Origin of the sequence: Pseudomonas sp. xss_4 (assembly GCF_043104125.1) — a bacterium.
Classification (GTDB): domain Bacteria; phylum Pseudomonadota; class Gammaproteobacteria; order Pseudomonadales; family Pseudomonadaceae; genus Aquipseudomonas; species Aquipseudomonas parafulva_B.
The window spans coordinates 52,423-71,148 of record NZ_JBICKJ010000009.1 but is presented as its reverse complement, the minus strand read 5'-3'; the positions used below and the strand labels follow the sequence as shown (position 1 = coordinate 71,148).

General features: G+C 64.3%; 13 protein-coding genes. 5 read left to right on the top strand and 8 right to left on the bottom strand.

The features are described 5' to 3' along the window. Positions 1-963, top strand: coding sequence for an alpha/beta hydrolase (locus ACF8GB_RS00930; protein ID WP_196126172.1), 963 nt, complete (start codon positions 1-3; stop codon positions 961-963). Between the two features lie 563 nt (positions 964-1,526). On the opposite strand, the gene ACF8GB_RS00925 is transcribed toward ACF8GB_RS00930, so the two are convergent. The 5 genes from ACF8GB_RS00925 to ACF8GB_RS00905 all read right to left on the bottom strand — a co-directional run bounded on the left by ACF8GB_RS00925 (position 1,527) and on the right by ACF8GB_RS00905 (position 9,354). Next, positions 1,527-3,977 carry a TonB-dependent siderophore receptor gene (locus tag ACF8GB_RS00925; RefSeq protein WP_392526441.1) on the bottom strand — a complete coding sequence of 817 codons (2,451 nt, stop codon included), beginning with the start codon at positions 3,975-3,977 and terminating at the stop codon, positions 1,527-1,529. Positions 3,978-4,087: 110 nt separating this feature from the next. Continuing rightward, positions 4,088-5,737 carry a cyclic peptide export ABC transporter gene (locus ACF8GB_RS00920; protein ID WP_058602643.1) on the bottom strand — a complete coding sequence of 550 codons (1,650 nt, stop codon included), beginning with the start codon at positions 5,735-5,737 and terminating at the stop codon, positions 4,088-4,090. Between the two features lie 27 nt (positions 5,738-5,764). Further along, positions 5,765-6,667 carry a formylglycine-generating enzyme family protein gene (locus ACF8GB_RS00915; RefSeq protein ID WP_078478832.1) on the bottom strand — a complete coding sequence of 301 codons (903 nt, stop codon included), beginning with the start codon at positions 6,665-6,667 and terminating at the stop codon, positions 5,765-5,767. 37 nt (positions 6,668-6,704) lie between these two features. Further along, the gene (locus tag ACF8GB_RS00910; RefSeq protein WP_392526440.1) at positions 6,705-7,991 is read right to left on the bottom strand and encodes an aminotransferase class V-fold PLP-dependent enzyme; all 1,287 of its coding nucleotides are present in this window, start codon (positions 7,989-7,991) and stop codon (positions 6,705-6,707) included. Positions 7,992-8,007: 16 nt separating this feature from the next. Next, on the bottom strand, positions 8,008-9,354 hold the full coding sequence (locus ACF8GB_RS00905) for a dipeptidase (protein ID WP_058602646.1): 1,347 nt from the start codon (positions 9,352-9,354) through the stop codon (positions 8,008-8,010). A gap of 211 nt (positions 9,355-9,565) precedes the next feature. On the opposite strand from ACF8GB_RS00905, the gene ACF8GB_RS00900 reads away from it, so the two are divergent. Then, positions 9,566-11,194: a PvdJ/PvdD/PvdP-like protein gene (locus ACF8GB_RS00900; protein ID WP_326384094.1), complete on the top strand. Its 1,629-nt coding sequence runs from the start codon at positions 9,566-9,568 to the stop codon at positions 11,192-11,194. 247 nt (positions 11,195-11,441) lie between these two features. Here the strand turns inward: ACF8GB_RS00900 and ACF8GB_RS00895 are convergent, their stop codons facing one another. The 3 genes from ACF8GB_RS00895 to ACF8GB_RS00885 are packed head-to-tail and all read right to left on the bottom strand — an operon-like array spanning position 11,442 to position 15,992. Continuing rightward, the gene (locus ACF8GB_RS00895) at positions 11,442-12,857 is read right to left on the bottom strand and encodes an efflux transporter outer membrane subunit (protein WP_392526439.1); all 1,416 of its coding nucleotides are present in this window, start codon (positions 12,855-12,857) and stop codon (positions 11,442-11,444) included. 3 nt (positions 12,858-12,860) lie between these two features. Further along, positions 12,861-14,825, bottom strand: a complete 1,965-nt coding sequence (locus ACF8GB_RS00890) for a MacB family efflux pump subunit (protein WP_058639753.1) — start codon at positions 14,823-14,825, stop codon at positions 12,861-12,863. Continuing rightward, positions 14,826-15,992 (bottom strand): efflux RND transporter periplasmic adaptor subunit, encoded by a 1,167-nt coding sequence (locus ACF8GB_RS00885; protein WP_058602650.1) that lies wholly within the window; start codon positions 15,990-15,992, stop codon positions 14,826-14,828. It abuts the gene before it with no gap. A gap of 211 nt (positions 15,993-16,203) precedes the next feature. On the opposite strand from ACF8GB_RS00885, the gene ACF8GB_RS00880 reads away from it, so the two are divergent. From ACF8GB_RS00880 to ACF8GB_RS00870, 3 genes are all read left to right on the top strand, one after another. After that, positions 16,204-16,680 carry a sigma-70 family RNA polymerase sigma factor gene (locus ACF8GB_RS00880; RefSeq protein ID WP_058602651.1) on the top strand — a complete coding sequence of 159 codons (477 nt, stop codon included), beginning with the start codon at positions 16,204-16,206 and terminating at the stop codon, positions 16,678-16,680. A gap of 153 nt (positions 16,681-16,833) precedes the next feature. Beyond that, positions 16,834-17,307 carry a response regulator gene (locus ACF8GB_RS00875; protein ID WP_058639751.1) on the top strand — a complete coding sequence of 158 codons (474 nt, stop codon included), beginning with the start codon at positions 16,834-16,836 and terminating at the stop codon, positions 17,305-17,307. Between the two features lie 73 nt (positions 17,308-17,380). Then, complete coding sequence (locus tag ACF8GB_RS00870) at positions 17,381-18,700, top strand: MFS transporter (RefSeq protein WP_144965070.1); 1,320 nt, start codon at positions 17,381-17,383, stop codon at positions 18,698-18,700. Positions 18,701-18,726: the final 26 nt, after the last annotated feature.

Genomic DNA, 18,726 nt, shown 5'->3' with positions numbered 1-18,726 from the left:
ATGGCATTGCACCCTGACCTGGCCGCGTTTCTGGAACTGGTCGAATTCGGCAGGCTGACCGGCAAAAGCCAGCCCATGCACGCGATGGAGGTGGCCCAGGCCCGCGCCGAATTCGCCGCCAGCTCGCAAGTGCTCGACCCCAGCCCGCCCGGTGACCTGAGTGTCAGCGAACTGAGCATCCCCACCCGCGACGGCGCCCAGCTGCCCGCACGGCTCTACCGCAACGGGCAGCCTGCAGCTGCACCGCAACCGGTGATCCTCTACCTGCACGGCGGCGGCTATGTGGTCGGCAGCCTCGACTCACACGATTCGGTGTGCCGGCGCCTGGCGAGCATGGGCGACTTCGCGGTGCTCGCCCCGGATTACCGACTGGCGCCGGAGCACCGTTTCCCCGTTCCTGTGAACGATGCGCTCGATGCCGCCAACTGGCTGGCCGAGCATGCCCTTGCGCTTGGGCTGGACAACCGCCGGGTGGTGTTTGCCGGCGACAGCGTCGGCGCAAGCCTTGCGACCGTCCTGGCCATCACCGCGGTCAAGGCCCCTGAAACGTTGGCGATCAAGCCGCTGGCGCAGCTGCTGTTCTACCCGGTCACCGACTTGTCGTGCCTGCGCGACTCCCACCGCCAGCATGCCGAAGGCTATTTGCTGGAGACCGAGACGCTGGAGTGGTTCTACCAGCACTACGCACCGCTGCCCCAACAACGCCTGGACTGGCGCGCTTCACCGCTGCTAGCCCAAGTGGACACGCCTCTGGCGCCGGCTTATCTGTGGGTGGCGGAATATGACCCGTTGCATGACGAAGGCCTGGCCTATCGCGACCGGTTGCAGGCGAGCGGGACGCCGGTGACGTTTGTACGGGCACAGGGGCTTAGCCATGACTTTTTGCGGATGTCGGGGTTGGTGGGGCAGGTGGGGGGAATTTATCGGGATGTGGGGGGGTGGCTGAACGCGGTTGGGGGGTGAGGTGGGCGTTGTGTTATTTCGTCGATTTGGCCATCAACAGCAGACTGATCTGCCGTTACCACGGCGCTGGTACCTGACGATTTCTCAGCTGACGTTGCATTTGGATGACGTACACGTTTCGGGCGGCGCAGCCCATGTGCAACAGCGGCGGGCAGGCGATGAGCGTAATAGCCCTGGCGTGCCGTTAGCAGAATAGAGCGCACACACATCCAGCCCTATCTATTGCGACCAACTTGGACAGTAGGTGTGTGCTTTTTCTGATCGTTTACTAGGCTCTGTGAGAAAAGCCTTGATACTCGGTGATGCTGCGTGGAAAACAGCCTGGATCGCCAGCCCGGTCGGAATGCTCATTTACAACCACCCGTAACGTCGAGCGCGACTCCGACCGTTCCTCGGCTGTTTTTCGCCTTGCCTGACCTTCGTCTCAAGACTTTTCAGACGGAGCCTAGGTAGGCGTTGCGGATGGCTACAGGATGGGTAGCGTTCGAGCACAGCCGCCTTGCGGCGCCTCGCAGGCAAGCCGGCCCAGTTGCCGAGCCGGCTTGACGTTCCAGGCAGGGGGTTTAGAAGCTATACCGGGTCGTGAACATCACGTTGCGCGGCTCACCGTAATAACCGGTGAAGAACGTGGGGTCCAAGGCGCTGAAGTACTTCTTGTCGAACACATTGTTCACGTTGACGGTGGCGCTCAGCTCCTTGGTGATGTCGTAGCGCGCCATCAGGTCGAACACGGCGTACTGCTGCTGGGTCGCCTTGCCCTGGCTGGTGGTCAGGCTCAAGCCGCTCTGCCAGTTCATGCCGCCACCCACGGTCAGCTGGTTGAGCTCGCCGGGCAGGCGGTAGGTGGTCCAGAGCTTGACCAGGTTGGCCGGCGCCTCGGTCATGATGCGCTCGTGGTCCGAGTCCTTGGTCAGGCTGTGGCTGTAGCTGGCGCTGACGTTCCAGTCGGGCATGACTTCGCCGTAGATTTCCATGTCGATGCCGCGGGTCTTGGCGCCGGACACCGCGCGGTATGCCGACTCACGAACGGTACCTTCGACAGTCTCGCCGGTGGCCACGCCCAGGTTGTCCTGCTTGATTTCATAAAGGGCGACGGCGGTGTTGACTCGCCCCTCCAGAAACTCACTCTTCAGGCCAATCTCGTAGTTGTCACCTTCGCGCGATTCCAGGGTCTTGCCTGCTTGATCGCGGATCGACTGCGGCTTGTAGATCTTGGTGTAGCTTGCGTAAAGCGAGTGGATGTCGGTGAGGTCGTACACCACTCCTGCATAGGGGGTGACGAAACCGCTTTCGCGGGTCGAGGCCCGGCTGTTCAGGCCCGGGTAGGACGGGTTAGCCACGGTTTTTTTCTTGTAGCTGTAGTCGCCTACCCGCGCGCCCAGGATCAGCGACAGGTCATCGGTGGGTTTGAAGCGCGCCACCATGTACGCGGCGTTCTGGCGCACGGTGGTGTCGTCGTTCATCAGCTTGCCCACTGAAAGGGGGCGCTCTGTGTCGTTGTCCCAGGTGTAGATATTGGCCGGGCGGCCTTCCAGGTCGTCGTCTGCCGGGTCGCTGTAGTCGTGGAATTCCGAACCGCTCAGGCCGATCACCAGCTCATGCTCGCGGCCCAATAGCTGGAAGGGGCCCTGCACCAGGGCGTCGATACCCAGTTGGCGCTGCGAGCCTGAGCCGTCGCCGCCGTACAGGTAGGCACCTTCGCCGGTTTGCTTATCGGGGAAGTCGCCGCTGAGCGAGGCCAGGGAATAGTCACGCGAGCTGTACATGTTGTTGACCGCCACCTTGAGCTTCCAGTCGTTGACCAGGCTTTGCTCAAGGTTGGCGAAGGTGGTGAGCGTGTTCTGCTTGCGATAGCTCCAGCGCGAACCTGCGTTGATCGAACGGGAAAAGTCGGTCTGCTCGCCATTGCTGTAGAACAGCGGGAAGCTGGCGAACGATACGCCACGCGGGTTGTTCTTCTGGTAGTCCACGCCCACGCTCAACAGGGTGCTGTCGGTGAGGTCGGCTTCGAGGATGCCGTAGTAGGTCTGTTTTTCCTGCTGGTAGTGGTCGATGTAGCTGTTGCCTTGCTTGTACGCCACGACTGTGCGACCGCGCAGGCGGGCATCGTCGGTCAGGGGGCCAGACACGTCCACCTCGGTGCGGTAAGTGTCCCAGGAACCCGCCCCGGCGGTGATCGAGCCCTGGAAGGTGGAGGTCGGGCGCTTGCGGACCAGGTTGATGCTGCCCGATGGGTCACCGGCACCTGTCATCAGGCCAGTGGCGCCGCGCACGATTTCGACGCGGTCGTAGATCGAAGTGTCGATCAGGCTCTGCGGGCTGGCACTGGTCTGCACGATCAGGGTGGTGGGGATGCCATCGAACTGGTAGCTGTCGATCGAATAGCCGCGCGAATAGATATTCACCCGCTCACTGTCGATGTTCTGCACCGACAGGCCCGGCGCCTGCTTGAGCACGTCGCTGAGGGTGGTCAGCTGTTGGTCCTGCAGGCGTTGACGGGTCATCACGCTGACCGACTGAGGCGTTTCGCGCAGGGACATGGGCAGCTTGGTGGACGCACTGCTGCTGTTGACGGTGTACGAACGGCTGGCTTCGCTCGAACCGTCCAGGTTGCTTTGCACGGTGGTGGCGTCCAGCTGCAGCGAGCTGGTGTCGTTGCCACGACGGTGAATGGTCACACTGTTGCCCTGGATGTCGTACGCAAGCCCCGTGCCTGCCAGCAAAGTGGCCAGGGCCTGCTGCGCGGTGAGGTGGCCTTTGACGGCTCGACCTTTGAGCCCTTGCACATCATCCGGGCTGAACAACACCTGCTGGTCGGCCTGCCGGCCGAACGCCTGCAACGAAGCGGAGAGCGGCATGGCGGCAATGTCCACATCCACTTCCTGGGCCATCACCTGGGCCGACAACGGCAGGCACAGCGCCATGCTCAGGCTTGAGCCGAGCAGCGTCGTCTGGAAGGCACGGTGAAGCCTGAAGGCCTGGGTGAGCGGGTTGAGCGTGCTAAGGGCTGGCATTACATCCTCTCTGATGGAGTTTGAAATGATAATGATTTGTATTAGTTGCTCAGTGAGACGCATCAGCGTAGGAAAACCGGAAAGAAAAGTTTCAGTCCGGTTACAACGGATCAGGCGGGGTGGAGTGCTGGCGCGATCTTGCCGCGGTGCAGGCGCACCAAGTGGTCGGCGATATCGAAGTAGCGATCGTCGTGGGAGATCACGATGATGGTCTTGCCTAGCCGCTTCAGGTCTGGCAGCAGCTCGGTGTAGAAGATCCGCCGGAACGTCGGGTCCTGGTCGGCGGCCCATTCATCGAACACCAGGACGGGCCGCTCCTCCAGCCAGGCGCTGACCAGCGCCAGGCGCTTGCGTTGGCCGGTAGACAGGTCGGTGGTGCTGAACACCCCGTCGCGGATGCTCACCTTGTGGTCGATCTCCAGCCGCCTGAGGTAACGCCCTGCGTCATCGGGCAGCGGTTGGTCGCCCTGGATCACGTCGTCGAACAGGTAGTAGTCGGCGAAGATGGTGGTGAACAGCTGGCGATAGTCATCGCGGGTCTGGGCCGTCACGGGCTGGCCGTTGAGCACGATGCTTCCGGCCTGCGGGGCGTACAGGCCCAGCAGCAGCTTGATCAGGGTGGTCTTGCCGCAGCCGTTTTCACCGACGATGAACACGATGTCGCCTTGCTCGACCTGCAAATTCACCGGCCCGAATTGGAAGGGCTCGGCGCCCTCCACGGCAGGGAAGGTGTAGCGAACGTCCCTGAGTTCGAGCGAGTTCATGGCCAGGGCTGGCTTGCGTGCGTCGTCCAGCAGCAGGTGTGGTTCGGGCGAGGAGAACTGCGTGGACAGCGCAGCAATGCGGCGAAAGGCGATCTGGGCCTTGCCGATGATCGGCAGGGTGCTGATCAGGTGCTCCAGCGGGCCCTTCATGTACAGCAGCACCAGCACAAAACCGCTGGTAACGCTCTTGTCCGCCGAGGGCCAGTACGATTGCAGGGCAAGCGCCACCGCGATGACCACGAAGAACAACATCGAGCCCAGGGTCTTGGCGATCACGAAGGTGTTGATCGAGCGGACCTGGGTGGCGCAAATCCGGTTGGCCGTGTCGCGGATGCCGTGGCTGAACATCCGTTGACGGCGTGGACGGTGAATACGCAATTCCTTGGCGCCTTCGGCGATGGCGCTGTAGTGCTTCTGCAAGTCGTCCTCGGCTTCTCGGGCGGCTTCAAAGCCACGCATGCCCCTGGCCTGGGCGATGAACTGCAACACGGTTCCCACGCCGATGGCCACCAGGATCACCAGGAACATCTGCCACGACAGGTGGGCCAGGTAGCCCAGGCACCCCAGCGTCACGGTGAGCGAGATGGCCAGCGGGGCGAAGACGTAGGCGAAGTCGCTGATGGTGTCCACATCATGGGTCAGTACCGGGATCAGCCGGTGGCTGCGGTAACGCTCGATCTGGTCGATGGGTGCGGCCAGCACCTTTTCACCCAGCTGACGACGCAAGGTCGCGATGACGTGCTGGCCTACGTAGTTGGTGCCCATGTCGGACAGAATCGAGCTGAGCAGCGCCAGCAGGCACAGGCCGGCGAAGCCCAGCACCACGCCCTGGGTCAGGCCGGCGTCGCTGTGCAAACTGCTGTTGATGGTGGCCAGCAGAGCGGTGACGCTCAGGCCACCGATCATGCCCAGGACGATGCAAACCGTGACCAGGGGCCAGAACGGCTTGAGCAGGGCGAACAGTTCCCTGACGGCGCCACGAGGTGGATGGGTCATGTGTTTCTCCTCAATCGCGTGGGGCTGTCAGAGGTCGCGGACGACTCGGAAACCAAGGAAGTCGCCGCGCACCTCGGGGGAGCGGTTGTTGCGGTTGCCCGAGCGCGAGAACACCGGGGCCTCGCCCCAGTCGTTGCCGCGCATGACGCGTTTCTCGCAGTTGCCGGTCTTCCAGGCGCTGCCATCGGCAGGCGCACCCTCGTAGTCAGGGTTCAGGCAATCGGCCGTCCACTCGTAGACATTGCCATGCATGTCGTACACGCCAAAGGCGTTGGCCGGGTAGCTGCCCACGGGCGCGGTGTAGGAGTAGCCATCGGCGGGGCCGTAGGTGTTGGCGTGCTGGCTGATGCTGTAGGCCTTCTCGTCGTTGTTGTCGAAGGGGAACGGGAAGGGGCCGGTGGAGCCGGCCCGGGCGGCGTATTCGCGCTGCGCCTCACTGATCAGACGGTAGGTGTGCCCGGTCTTTTTCGTCAGCCATTGAGCGTACGCATCGGCGTCGAACCAGCTGATGCACACCGCCGGTTGGCGAGGGCCCTGCTTATAGGTGGGTTTGCTGGCCTTGCAGAAGCGGCCAGGACGGGTGTCGCCATCGGCGATTTTGACCCCGGTTTCCCGGATGTACGCATCCAGCTCGCCTGCGGTGACCGGGAAGCGGCCCACCGCGAACGGCTTGGCGAAGGTCACGGTGTGCTGCGGGCCTTCGTCGTATTCGCGGCCCACTTCATCCTCCGGGGTACCCATCAGGTAGCTGCCGGCGGGCAGTACCACCATTTCCGGGCAATGTGGGCAGTCCTTGAAAACGCTACCGGGTTTGATCGCTTCGCCTGCGTGGACAACAGGGCAGGCCAGCAGGCCGAGCACTAAGGCAGCGCCTAGCTTGTACAGTCTGCTGGACAATGGTTTGGGTGAAGCGCAAGGCAGGTTGGGCATGGTGATAAGTCCGTGATCGGTGGTCTGGATGAAGGGTTCAGCGGCGCAAGCGTGGCGTGAGTACGGCGATCAGCCGGTCGATTTCGGCTTCGGTGTTGAGCAGGCCCGGTGCAGTGCGCACCACCGGTCCCACGTCGCGCGATACCGCATCGACGACGATGCGCTGGCTGTTGAGGTAGGCGGCGACCTCGTCGGCATCCTGGTCGGTCACCCGAAAGAAGGTGAAGCCAGCCGATTGGCGGGTGCTGCGCGGCGTGACCAGCTGCACGCCCGGTAACGTTTCGAGCCGCTGCCTGAGGTAGTTGTTGAGGCCGTGGATGCGTGCCTGGATGGCGGCCTTGCCGTGCTGCAGGTGCAAGTCGAAGGCTGTGCCCAGCGCCCACCGATGCTCGAAGGCGTGATAGCCGCCTGGGGTGAAGGTGGTGGCGAAATCCTCGTCCTCGGAAAAGGTCGCGATAAGCGGGTTCAGGTTATCGAGTGCGGTGGTGGCAGCGCAGATGATCCCTGTGCCGCGTGGGCCGAACATCCACTTGTGCGTGCCGGCAATGAAGTAGTCGCAGTTCAGGTCGGCAAAGCGCATGTCCTCGACACCAAAGCCATGTACGCCGTCGATGACGTACAGGATGCGCTCATGCTCGGCGCGGTCGCGGTTGGCTTCGCGGACCAGTTCGCCGATGGCGCCGACCGGCAGCTTCACGCCGCTGCCCGAGTGCACCCAGGTCATGCCCAGCGCGCGGGTCTCGGGGTTGATGGCCGCCTTGATGGTGCTCAGCACCTGGTCGGTGGACAGGTTCCACGGCTCGTCGAACAGCCGCAGGCGGCGTACCGGGGTGCCGTCGCGGGCGGTGCGAAAGTCCAGGGTGTGGCGCGCTGCGGAGTGCTCGTGCACCGTCGTCAGGATCTCTTGCCCGGGTGCTATCTTCAGCCCACCGTAGATCAGGCCCAACCCCTCGGTGGTGCTGCCGGTCAGGGCAATTTGCCGCGGGGCGACTTCCAGGTAGCGGGCCGCCGCTTCGCGCACCTGCGCTTCGTGTTTCCATTCCGACTGGCTGTCCCAGTCCACCAGCCGTGCCGGGTGCCGGTCCAATTGCGCGCGCAAGGCCTCGATGGCCTCGCGCACCGGTCTTGGGTGCGACGTGATCAGGAAGTTGGCGAAGTGGGCGTAGGCCGGGTCGAGGTTGAACAGGCTGCGAAAGCCCGCCCAGGCGTCAGCGCCTGTGGCGGGTGTGGGCGCGGCCTGGGCGGCGGCTATCAAGTGCCCTGCCAGTGGCAGGCTGGCAGCGAGCAGGCTGGCCTGCTTCAGAAAGGCGCGACGGTCGTTCATCTAAGGGCTCGCATCATCATCGGGAGGGGGTGGCGCCAGGGGCCGCTGCCGCTTGTACCTGCTGCCAGACACGCAGGAAATTGCCGCCCCACAGCTTGCTGATGTCAGCTTCGGAGTAACCCCGTGTAATCAGTTCGGCCGTAACGTTGCGGGCCTCGCTGGCATCCTGCCAGCCGTCGATGCCGCCGCCTTCGTTGAAGTCCGAACTCAGGCCGACATGGTCGATGCCGACCTTGCGCACCGCATAGTCGATGGCGTCGCCGTAGTCCTTGAGCGTGGCTGGCGGTTCTTCGTCGAGGATGGCGTACAACGCATTGGCGTACTGGCCCACTTTCTGTTCAGGCCAGCCCGCGATGACAGGGTCGCCCGGCATGAGGGCGTAGTTCAGGTCGGCCAGGGGCGGCAGGGCATAGTCGCTGCGCAGCGCGTTGAGCCGCTGCTGGGTTTTGCTGCTCAAGGGCTTGAGGTAGGTGGAGAAGGCGACGATCTGGATGACGCCGCCGCTGTCCTTGATCAGTTGCATTTCCTTGTCCGACAGGTTGCGGCGGATGTCGACCATCGCCCGGGGCGCTGAATGCGACGCCACCACCGGTGCCCGGCTGAGCGCCACGACCTGGGCCAGTGCCTGGCTGGACATCTGCGACACGTCGATGACCACCCCCAGATCGTTCAGGCGCTGTACCGCCTGTTTGCCTATGGGTGACAGGCCTTCGAGTGCATCGACGGTGTCATTGAAGAAGGGCAGCGGGCGCGAGGAGTCGGCCCAGCTGTTGTTGCCCACATAGCTGAAGCCGAACAGGCGCATGCCGCGGGCGGCCCAACGGTCCAGCTGGTCCAGGTCGTCGCCCAGTGCGTAGGCATTGAGCATGCTGAGCAACACCGCAAACTTGCCTTCGCCGTGCAACCTGCGCATGTCCTGTGGGGTATAGGCAATGCCCACCCTTTCGGGAAAGTCGCGGACCATGCCCATGATGGCGTTGTAGCGCACCTCTTGCGTATGGCGGGCGGCCTCGACGAAGCCGGGGGTAGGGCGGTGTGGGCCATTGTCGCCGGTCCAGGATTCGGGCCAGGCGAAAAGGGTCAGGGCAGCGGCAGACAGGCGCCCGCGCGCTGCCTTGTTCAGGTCGAAGCGCCCCGCACCGTCCTGGTCGGCTTCGCTGCCTTCGGTGCCGAAGGTCAGCGGCAGCGTGATGTGGCTGTCGAACGAAAGCAGGCGCTCCTGCAGGTCATTGGCCTGGCGCATGACCTCCCTGGGGTAGCCTGCCGGCGTGTCGAGGTAGTCCCAGGCCGCCCACCCGGCACCGGCGGCCACGGCCGCGGCCAGGCTGATATACAGGGCTTTCTTCCAGCGTGGTGTCGTCATCTTGGTCTCAGTAGGTTCACCGTCGAGGGATGGGCTTGGATGCCGCCGCTACCTGGAGGGAACGAGCTGCGATGGCAGAAATTTAAGCCCCCGCCGCCTGGCTGAAGGCAGGTGTCAGCGCGCACTGCAGCGCTAAATTTCGCCCGCCGGGCCACGTCCTAGCCTTGGATGGGCCGTGCTCCATGGCCGAAGTGAAAGCACAGGTAGGGCAATGACGATTTCTCGACGCGGGTTCATCGCCGGTGTGGCATTGACGGGTATGGCAGTGCCAGGCGCGCGGTACCTGCAGCGGCGGCGAGCCAGTGAAGAGCAATACCCTGAGACCCCTGGCGAGGCGGTGGTGGAACTCGCCGATACGCCTGTCAGGCAACTGGGCGACACCTTGCGCGGTATCTGGCACTGGACACCTCAAGGCCGCGAGGCCGGGCTTGCCGGCGTGCCGCCAGGGGAGCTTGAGCTGTTCCTGGATGTGGCTTGGAGCGGGCGGGGTTTGCGCGGCTACCTCGACACACCTGAACGTTTGCGCAGCACGCTGGAGCCACGCTATCGGGTGGTGGCTGACTTGTTGCTCGATCAGCCAGGGACGCTACGCTGGCGGCTGTTGGCCACGGACGCCAACCCGCTTGGGGCACGCTACGAGTGCCAGGTTGTGCTTGACGAGGTCTGGGGGGCGTACGGTAACGCAGGGCCTGCGACCTTGAGCGGACACGTGGCGGCATTGGAGCGGCCCTTGGCGCTGCCTGTGCAGGACAACCGTTTCCTGGCGCTGAAAAAAACCTTTCCCGAAGCGCGGGAGCGCACGCCGTTGTCGGCGCCGTTGCTGGCCAAGTTGATCGCGCCGGAACACCGGCTGTTTCACCAGCTGTGGCATGCGTCACGGGACAAGTGGCACAAGCTCGATGACGAAAAGCGCGGTGCGCTGCGAGGGCTGGGCTGGCAGCCAGGGCCAAGGGCGCGCGAGCGTGATGCCCGGGGCCGGCACAAGGACCGCAACGGCTCCGGCGAGGACTTTCTGTTCATGCACCGGCACATGCTGGGTAACGCCAGGGCCATCGAGCCTTTACCGTCGTGGGCGCGCTTTCCCTTGCCCCAACCAGCGCTCGAGCGCGACCGCGCAGGGTTTGCGGCCTACTTCGACAACCATGACGGCGATGCTTTGCCGCCTACATGGTTGGCCGATGATGATGAGGAGTACACCCAGTGGGTGCGCGACATCAAGAGCCCGGACACCTTCTACGGCAACTTCCAGGTTTGGGAGTCGCGCTATGGCGATCCTCATTACCTCAGTACGCTGACCTTGGGGCAGCTTGGCTCGGAGCTGGAGCTGGGCCTGCATGACTGGCTGCACATGCGCTGGGCCTCGGTGCCGCGCGATCCGGCCAACGGCATGCCGGTGCCGATGGCGCGCACGCCCGACGACTATGCCCAGCGCTGGTATGGCGCCGAGAACGATTTTCTCGGCGACCCTTTTTCATCCCATGTAAACCCGGTGTTCTGGCGCTTTCATGGCTGGATCGACGACCGCATCGAGGACTGGTTCCAGGCCCATGAACGGCTTCATCCTGGTGAGGTGCGGCGCCTGGAGGTCAACGGCGTGCCCTGGTTCGCGCCGGGGCGCTGGGTAGAGGTCGCCGACCCCTGGCTGGGGCCGGATACCCATGGGTGCTCTACAGTGCCCGGTTTGCGCCCAGGGCGGAGCGTGGAGATGGACCCGGAGACCATGAAGCTGGCCCTGCGTATCATCTATGCCGAAGACGAGCGTTTCGCCGCGTTACGGCCCAAGGTGCCGCAGCGGCCGTGGTATGCCCGGCATCTGAAGGTGATGCGGGCGTCGCGGTAAGGGCCTGGGGCAATTCATGCAGCGATGGGACGCAAGGCGGCCCCGACAATATGCGCTGCGACGCTGGGTTCTTGGGGCTGCTGCGCAGCCCAGCGCGGTCGGTCTGGCGCCCTGGCGAGGCCGCGCCAGACTATAGCGGAGCAACTGCCTTACATCGCATCTAAAGGTTAGCCTGTGCGGCCTTGCGCCGCGACAGGCCGCGCAGCGGCCTCGGCTATCCTGGCGTTTTTCGAGCTCAGCGTTGCGCCTACGGTGCATCACCCCCCACCTCCCACCCACCACCCAGCGCCTTGTAAAGCGCCACGCTCGCTTGCAGGCGGGCCAGGCGTAGCGTTGCCTGCTGGTCCTGGGCCGTATACAGCGTGCGCTGGGTTTCCAGTACGGTCAGCACGGTCTCGGCGCCTGCCCCGTAGCGCTGTTCGGCCAGGTCAAAGGCCAGTTGGGCTTGTCGCACTTCTTCGTCCTGCCAGTGACGCTGGCGGTCGACACCGTCAAGGACATTGAGCGCCTTCTCCACATCGCTCAGGCCAGCGAGGATGCTGCTGCGATACTGCTCCAGCAATTCGGCCTGCTCGGCCTCGGCCAGGTCGCGGGAGGCGCGCAGCTTGCCGTTGTCGAAAATCGGCGCAAGCAGGCCGGAGGTCAGGGTGTAATAGGGGCTTTCCAGTGTCTGGGCGAAGGTGCGGGCGCCGCTGCCAAGGGTGGCGCCAAGGGTTACCTTGGGCAGCATGGCCGCTCGGGCCACCTGCACGTTGGCATTGGCCGCTGCCAGGCGGGCCTCGGCGGCGGCAATATCGGGGCGACGGGTCAGCAGGTCGCTGGGCAGGCCGCTGTCGACCGTCGGCCAGGCCACGTTGGCGAACGGCTGACGGCTGGTTGGCAGTTGCTGCACCGGGTCGCCGAGCAATGTCGCGAGGGTGATTCGGGCGTCTTGCACGCGTTGCGCCAACAGGGGGATCTGACGCGCCTGGGCCGCGACCAGGCTGCGCTGCTGGGCAAGTTCCAGGCGTGTTGCCGAGCCTGCGCGCTGACGCGCCTGGACCAGGCGCAAGATGCCCCGTGCATTGTCCAGGTTCAGTTGGGCGATGCGCAGTTGCTCGGCCAGGGCCAGGCCCTGCAGATACGTGTTGGCAATGTCGCTGAGCAGGCTCAGCTGCACCGTCTGCCGGTCGAAGCGGCTGGCTTGCAGTGCGTGCAGGGCGTTGTCGCGGCTAGCCCGCAGGCCGCCCCAGAAATCGATTTCATAGCTGGCACTGAGCTGGGTATCGAACGCGGTGCTGGTGCGCTGGCTGCTGGTGGCATCGAGGTCGTTATAACCCTCGCCCTTGAGCAGCCGCTGGCGGCTGGCATCCACGCCCAGTTCGACCGCTGGCAGCAAGGGTGCATTGGCGATGGCAGCACGGGCTCTGGCCTGGCGGATGCGCGCGGTGGCGGCCGCCAGGTCGTGGCTGTTATGCAGGGCGCGTTGCACCAGGTTGTCCAGTTCGGGGCTGTTGAAGGACTGCCACCACTGACGCGCCGGTCTATCGGCCTCACTGAAAGCGCGTGTCGGGCCCTGCCAGGCCCCTGGCAGCTGGACCTCTGCCTGGGGCAGAGTGGGCGGGCTGCACCCGGCGAGCGCCAGGCAGAGGGTCAACAGGCTGATGCGGCTCGGCAAGTGCATGGCTTATTCGCTGGTAAGGGCTTTGACCGGGTCGAGTCGGGCGGCCTTGCGTGCGGGCATGAAGCCGAACACGATGCCGGTGATCACAGCGCAGGTAAACGCGCCAAGCATGGCAGGCAGCGCGAAGGCCACCGCGATATCGGCCAGCATCAAGCCGGCGCCGACGACCAGGGCCAGGACGATGCCGCTGAGCCCGCCCACCATCGACAGCATGACCGCCTCGCTTAGGAACTGGCGCATGATGTCGCGCTGGCGCGCTCCGGTGGCCATGCGGATACCAATTTCGCGGGTACGCTCGCGCACGGTCATCAGCATGATGTTCATCACCCCAATGCCGCCCACCAGCAGCGAGATGGCCGCGATGGCGCCGAGCATCAACGACAGGCTGCTCTGGGTGCGTGCCTCGGCCTGGATCAAGGCCGCATCGTTGGTCAGTTCGAAATCGTGGCGGCCCTGGTGGCGCTGGCGCAACAGGTGATCGATGGCCGCCTCGGTCCCGTTGACCTGCGCCGAATCGCGCGCCGCGATGGTGATGTAGTCGGGGTCGCGATGACCGAACAGGCGGATGGCGGCGGCCGAGTACGGCACCACGATACGCCCGTCGCTGTCCTGGTCGCCGGAGCTGGCGCCTTTTCCCGCCAGTATGCCGATCACCTGGAAGGGCACGTTGCCGATCAGCAGGTATTGGCCGATCGGGTTGGCATGATCGCCCAGCATCTTCTCCCGCACTTTCTGGCCGATCACGGCGACTGCCGCCGCGCCGGCTTCGTCGGCCTGGCTGAAGAATGAGCCCTCGACCACGGGCCAGTTGAAAATGTCCTCGAACCAGGTGTTGTTGCCGCCCACGTAGAACATCTGGCTGGTGTTGTTCTGGCGCACCATGAGCTTTTCCCCGATAACGGGCATGACGTGCTTGACCTGCGGCAATTGGCCGATGGCGGCGACATCGTCCAGGGTGACGGTACCTGCAGGCTCGCCGAGTGTCGCCGGCTTGCCGTTGAGATAAAGGATGTTGGAGCCGAACGCGGCCATCTGCGCCATCACCTGGCGCTTGCTGCCTTCGCCCACGGCCAGCATGACCACCACCGAGGCTACTCCGATGACGATGCCCAGCAAGGTGAGCGCGGTGCGAAAGCGATTGATCCACATGATGCGCCAAGCTGCCTGGAGTGCTTCGACCAGCTCGCCTTTCCAGGCGCCGCGCAGCTGCGCCCCCTGGCCCAGGCGCTGACGCAGATCATCGGCCTGCAGGCCGGGGTGGCGGGCTGCGCCGTCGCGCTGGTCGGCCGAGTCGCTGATCATGAGGCCGTCGCGAATTTCGATGACCCGGTGCGCGCGGGCCGCGACATCTCGATCGTGGGTGATCAGGATGATGACATGGCCTTGGCTGGCCAACTCGTCCAGCAGTGCCATGACTTCCTTGCCACTGTGGCTGTCCAGGGCACCGGTGGGCTCGTCGGCGAGGATGATGTGGCCACCGTTCATCAATGCGCGGGCAATCGACACCCGCTGCTGCTGACCCCCCGAGAGTTGATGCGGGCGGTTGGCAGTGCGGCTTGCCAAGCCTAGCCGGTCCAACAGGGCCGCGGCGCGCACCTGGCGTTCCTGGGTCGGGATGCCTGCGTAAATGGCGGGCATTTCGACGTTTTCCAGCGCAGAGCCGGAAGGGATCAGGTGGTAACCCTGAAAGACGAATCCGAATGCCTCGCGGCGCAGCCACGCCAGTTCATCGTTGCCCAGCTCGGCCACGTCCATCCCCGCGAAGTGATAGCTGCCGCGGGTGGGACGGTCCAGGCAACCGAGGATGTTCATCAGGGTCGACTTTCCGGAGCCCGAAGCGCCAACGATGGCAACGAATTCACCGGGATGAATACGCACGCTGATACCCCGCAGCACGTCCACCCTGGGGGTGCCGAAGCCGCCGTAAGCCTTGCAGATGTCGCGCAGTTCGATCAGGGGCGTGGTCATCTAGCCTCCACTGCCTTGGCCGATCAGTAACCGCTCACCTTCGCCCAGGCCATCGAGCACCTGCACACGCAGGCGATCGCTAAGCCCTGTTCGTACCTGACGCGGTTGCACCTGGCCATCGGGGGCGAGCACCTGGGCGATGTGCATGCCATCGCGTTCGTCCAGCGCGGCCAGGGGTACGGTCAGTACACCGCTGGCCTGCCCGGCGACGAAGAACACTTGCGTGGTCATTTCGGCCATCAGCGCCCCATCAGGGTTTTCCACATCCAGCAAGACGGTGTACTGCACCACCTGAGTACCGGTGGCGCCATTGGTCGCGCTCGCCGGGCTACCGCCACCGCTGCTGGTTTGCTCCAGCGGCTTGGGTGGAATCGGCAGGATCTGCCTGACGCGGCTGCTCCAGCGGCGCTTGCCGCCTGCCAGTGTCGTGAAGTAGGCCGTCATGCCAGGCTTGACCTTACCGATGTCGGCCTCCGATACCTGCGCCCACACCGTCATGGGCGAGAGCTTGGCGATGCGCAGGATCAACGGGGTTTGCTGCTGGGCATTGAGGGTCTGGCCTTCACGGGCATCCACCGCCACCACGGTGCCATCCATCGGGGCGTAGATGCGGGTGTAGCCCAATTCGGCTTCGTCACTGCGCAGGCTCGCCTGGGCCTGACGGATCTGCGCCTGATACATGTCGATACGCGCCTGGGTGACGCTGAGCTGCGCATTGGCCGCCTGCACATCCTCTTCGCGGGTGGCGCCGGCATCGGCCAGGCTGCGCTGGCGGGCGAGCTGCTGCTTGGCCAGTTTGAACTGGGCGCGCTGCTCGGCGAGCTGCGCCTTGAGATTGTCGATGGAAAAGCGCCCGGCATCCACGCGCGCCTGCTGTGTTGACGGGTCAATCTCCACCAGCAGTTGTCCCTTGCGCACGGTATCGCCGGCTTCGACGTGAAGCGTGCGAATCTGCCCGGAGGCTTGTGCGCCAACATCCACATAGCGCCTGGGTTGCAGCGTGCCCAGCGCGGTGACGCTGCTTTCAATGTCTGCACGCGTCACGGTGACGGTATTGGCCGGTACCGCGCCCAGGGGCAGGGTGCTCCAGGCCAGAAGACTGCCCAGGCTCAGCAGGGCGAAGCCGCCCAGAAGCAGGCGGTGGCGAGTAGCGGGTGCACGTCTCATGGGGACTTCCAGCCGAAGTGGGCCTGAGCGCAAGCAATGCCTGTGCGCAGGCAGGTCCCCGTTAAACGAAGGTCATGGTGTTGAATTTAGCCTTGGCAGGCGACCGACGTCGGTTGCTGCGGTTAATGATAATTTGTAAGATTCCAATTTGATATCACCTGCGACCATCTGGGCTGCGCGGGGCCTTCATCGGGCGATTCAGGGTGCCGCCGTGGAACACTATTATCGCGAGTTGGTCAATTTCCTGAGCGCACGCCTTGGCAGCCGCCAGGCTGCCGAAGATGTGGCCCATGACGCCTACGTTCGGGTACTGGAGCGTGTCGATGCGCAAGTGATCGAACACCCTCGGGCGTTTCTTTATCGCACCGCGCTCAATCTGGTGGTGGATCGACATCGGCGCCACTTGATTCGCCAGACCGAACCGCTGGAAGTGCTCGACGAGGGCGTTCAGTGGCAGCACACGGTCTGGTCCCAGGACATGCACCACGCCCAGCGGCTGGACCTGCTCAAGCGCGCCTTGGACGAATTGCCCAAGCCATGCCGTGACAGCTTTCTGCTGCGCAAGCTCGAAGGCTTGTCCCACCCGCAGATCGCCGAGCGGCTGGGCCTGTCGCGTAGCCTGGTGGAGAAGCACATCGTCAATGCCATGAAACACTGCCGGCAACGCATGCGCCAGTGGGAGTCCTGACGGCACGCCGCGCAAACTGCACATTCTGTTGGGCCGCCGCTTGCTTTCCGAGGGTTTCCCGGCTTGTATCTAGGGGTATCAATGCCGGACCTGGCATGGGCTTGACGGGCTCGGCCAGGTCTTGGGCGCTCCTACCACTGTGCAGGTCCGACCATGGCCAACAAGTCCTTGCGTATCCTGATTGCCGATGCCCACCCGCACCAACGCCTGCAACTGGAGCGTATGCTCAATGGCCTGGGGTATTACCGTATTGCCCCTGTCGACAGTTTCGAGGAGCTGCAGCGCCTGGTACTCGGTGCCCTGCAGCCCTTCCACCTGCTGCTGGGCAACATCGAATTGGCCAGCCACGCAGGCGTAGACCTGGTACGGTTTTGCCGGGTCAGCACGCAGATCCAGCATGCCCTGCTTTACCATTGCGCCCAGCTGAAGGTGCCTGCGGTGCCCCAGGCCGAGCGCCAGGCGGTCAGCCTGAGCCTGCCCCACGTACCTGACGATGACGCCCTGGCGTCGTTCATGTCCATCATCGACGCACCCGTGGTGGTGGGCACCTTGCCTATGCCGGACGGGCTACGCAGGGCGGGCCCCAGAGCGCCCGGCAACCTGGCCCAGACGGTCTTTCATCGCTGAGCCGGGCAGGGTAGGGGCAATCGGGTCGCTATTTGCTATCCTCCGGCCTTTGACCATTGCTGCGAAACCTGCCATGACTGCCACCGATACCGCTCGTCCACCCCGGTTCACCCGCCGTGACCACAGGACGCTGGGCCTGGCTGCGCTGGGCGGCGCGCTGGAAATCTACGATTTCATCATCTTCGTCTTTTTTGCCCTGACCCTCAGCCAGCTTTTCTTCCCGCCCGAAATGCCTCAATGGCTACGGCTGCTGCAAAGTTTCGGCATCTTCGTCACCGGTTACCTGGCCCGGCCGTTGGGTGGCATCCTGATGGCGCATTTCGCGGATCACCTGGGCCGCAAGCGCGTTTTCAGCCTCAGCATTCTGATGATGGCGCTGCCTTGCCTGCTCATCGGCGTCATGCCGACGTATGCCGACATCGGCTACGCGGCGCCGTTGTTGTTGCTGGCTCTGCGCATCCTGCAGGGGGCTGCAGTCGGCGGTGAAGTGCCCAGTGCCTGGACCTTCGTTGCCGAACATGCACCGCCCGGGCGACGCGGCTATGCCTTGGGTTTTCTGCAGGCCGGGCTCACGTTCGGCTATCTGCTGGGCGCCCTGACGGCAACCTTGCTGGCCCACGTGTTCTCGCCCGAGGAAATACTCAGCTACGCCTGGCGTTATCCGTTCCTGCTGGGGGGCGTGTTCGGGGTCATCGGCGTGTGGTTGCGCCGCTGGCTGAGTGAAACGCCGGTTTTTGTGGCCTTGCGCAGCCAGCAGGCCCCGGTGAAGTTTCCCTTGCGACAGGTGCTTGGCGAACATAAACGTGCCTTGGCGCCAGCGGCGTTGCTGACCTGCGTGCTGACCTCGGCAGTGGTGGTGCTGGTGGTGATCACCCCGACGGTCATGCAGCAGCGCTTTGGCATGAGTGCCGGGGATACCTTTGCCCTGAGCAGCGTGGGCATCGTGTTTCTGAATCTGGGCTGTGTGCTTGCCGGGTTGTTGGTAGACCGCGTGGGCGCGTGGCGGGCGCTGCTGCTGTACAGCGTGCTGCTACCCCTGGGGATCGGCGTGCTCTATGCCAGCCTGATCGGGCACTGGGGCATGACATGGGTGGCCTATGCCCTGGCGGGCTTGTCGTGCGGCGTGGTGGGCGTGGTGCCCTCGGTCATGGTCGGGCTGTTCCCCGCGCAGATTCGCGTATCGGGTATTTCGTTCACCTACAACGTGGCCTATGCGCTGTGGGCCAGTATCACGCCCTTGGCGCTTATCGCACTGATGCCATGGAGCCCTTGGGTATGTGTGGGTTTCTGTCTGGTGATGGGCGGGGTAGGGGTAATGACGGCGGTGTACTTCGGGCGCCGAGAGCCCCTGGCGGCGGGTGAACCTGGGCTTGAGCTCTCGCGCACGGCCTGACACGTGCGACCCTGCCGTTTCCGAGC

Excerpts from the sequence above, each read along its gene's own strand:
- ACF8GB_RS00875 (WP_058639751.1), top strand. The coding sequence starts at position 16,834 with ATGGCCAACAAGTCCTTGCGTATCCTGATTGCCGATGCCCACCCGCAC.
- ACF8GB_RS00890 (WP_058639753.1), bottom strand. The coding sequence starts at position 14,825 with ATGACCACGCCCCTGATCGAACTGCGCGACATCTGCAAGGCTTACGGC.
- ACF8GB_RS00915 (WP_078478832.1), bottom strand. The coding sequence starts at position 6,667 with ATGCCCAACCTGCCTTGCGCTTCACCCAAACCATTGTCCAGCAGACTG.
- ACF8GB_RS00895 (WP_392526439.1), bottom strand. The coding sequence starts at position 12,857 with ATGCACTTGCCGAGCCGCATCAGCCTGTTGACCCTCTGCCTGGCGCTC.
- ACF8GB_RS00920 (WP_058602643.1), bottom strand. The coding sequence starts at position 5,737 with ATGACCCATCCACCTCGTGGCGCCGTCAGGGAACTGTTCGCCCTGCTC.
- ACF8GB_RS00900 (WP_326384094.1), top strand. The coding sequence starts at position 9,566 with ATGACGATTTCTCGACGCGGGTTCATCGCCGGTGTGGCATTGACGGGT.
- ACF8GB_RS00925 (WP_392526441.1), bottom strand. The coding sequence starts at position 3,977 with ATGCCAGCCCTTAGCACGCTCAACCCGCTCACCCAGGCCTTCAGGCTT.
- ACF8GB_RS00910 (WP_392526440.1), bottom strand. The coding sequence starts at position 7,991 with ATGAACGACCGTCGCGCCTTTCTGAAGCAGGCCAGCCTGCTCGCTGCC.
- ACF8GB_RS00930 (WP_196126172.1), top strand. The coding sequence starts at position 1 with ATGGCATTGCACCCTGACCTGGCCGCGTTTCTGGAACTGGTCGAATTC.
- ACF8GB_RS00885 (WP_058602650.1), bottom strand. The coding sequence starts at position 15,992 with ATGAGACGTGCACCCGCTACTCGCCACCGCCTGCTTCTGGGCGGCTTC.
- ACF8GB_RS00905 (WP_058602646.1), bottom strand. The coding sequence starts at position 9,354 with ATGACGACACCACGCTGGAAGAAAGCCCTGTATATCAGCCTGGCCGCG.
- ACF8GB_RS00870 (WP_144965070.1), top strand. The coding sequence starts at position 17,381 with ATGACTGCCACCGATACCGCTCGTCCACCCCGGTTCACCCGCCGTGAC.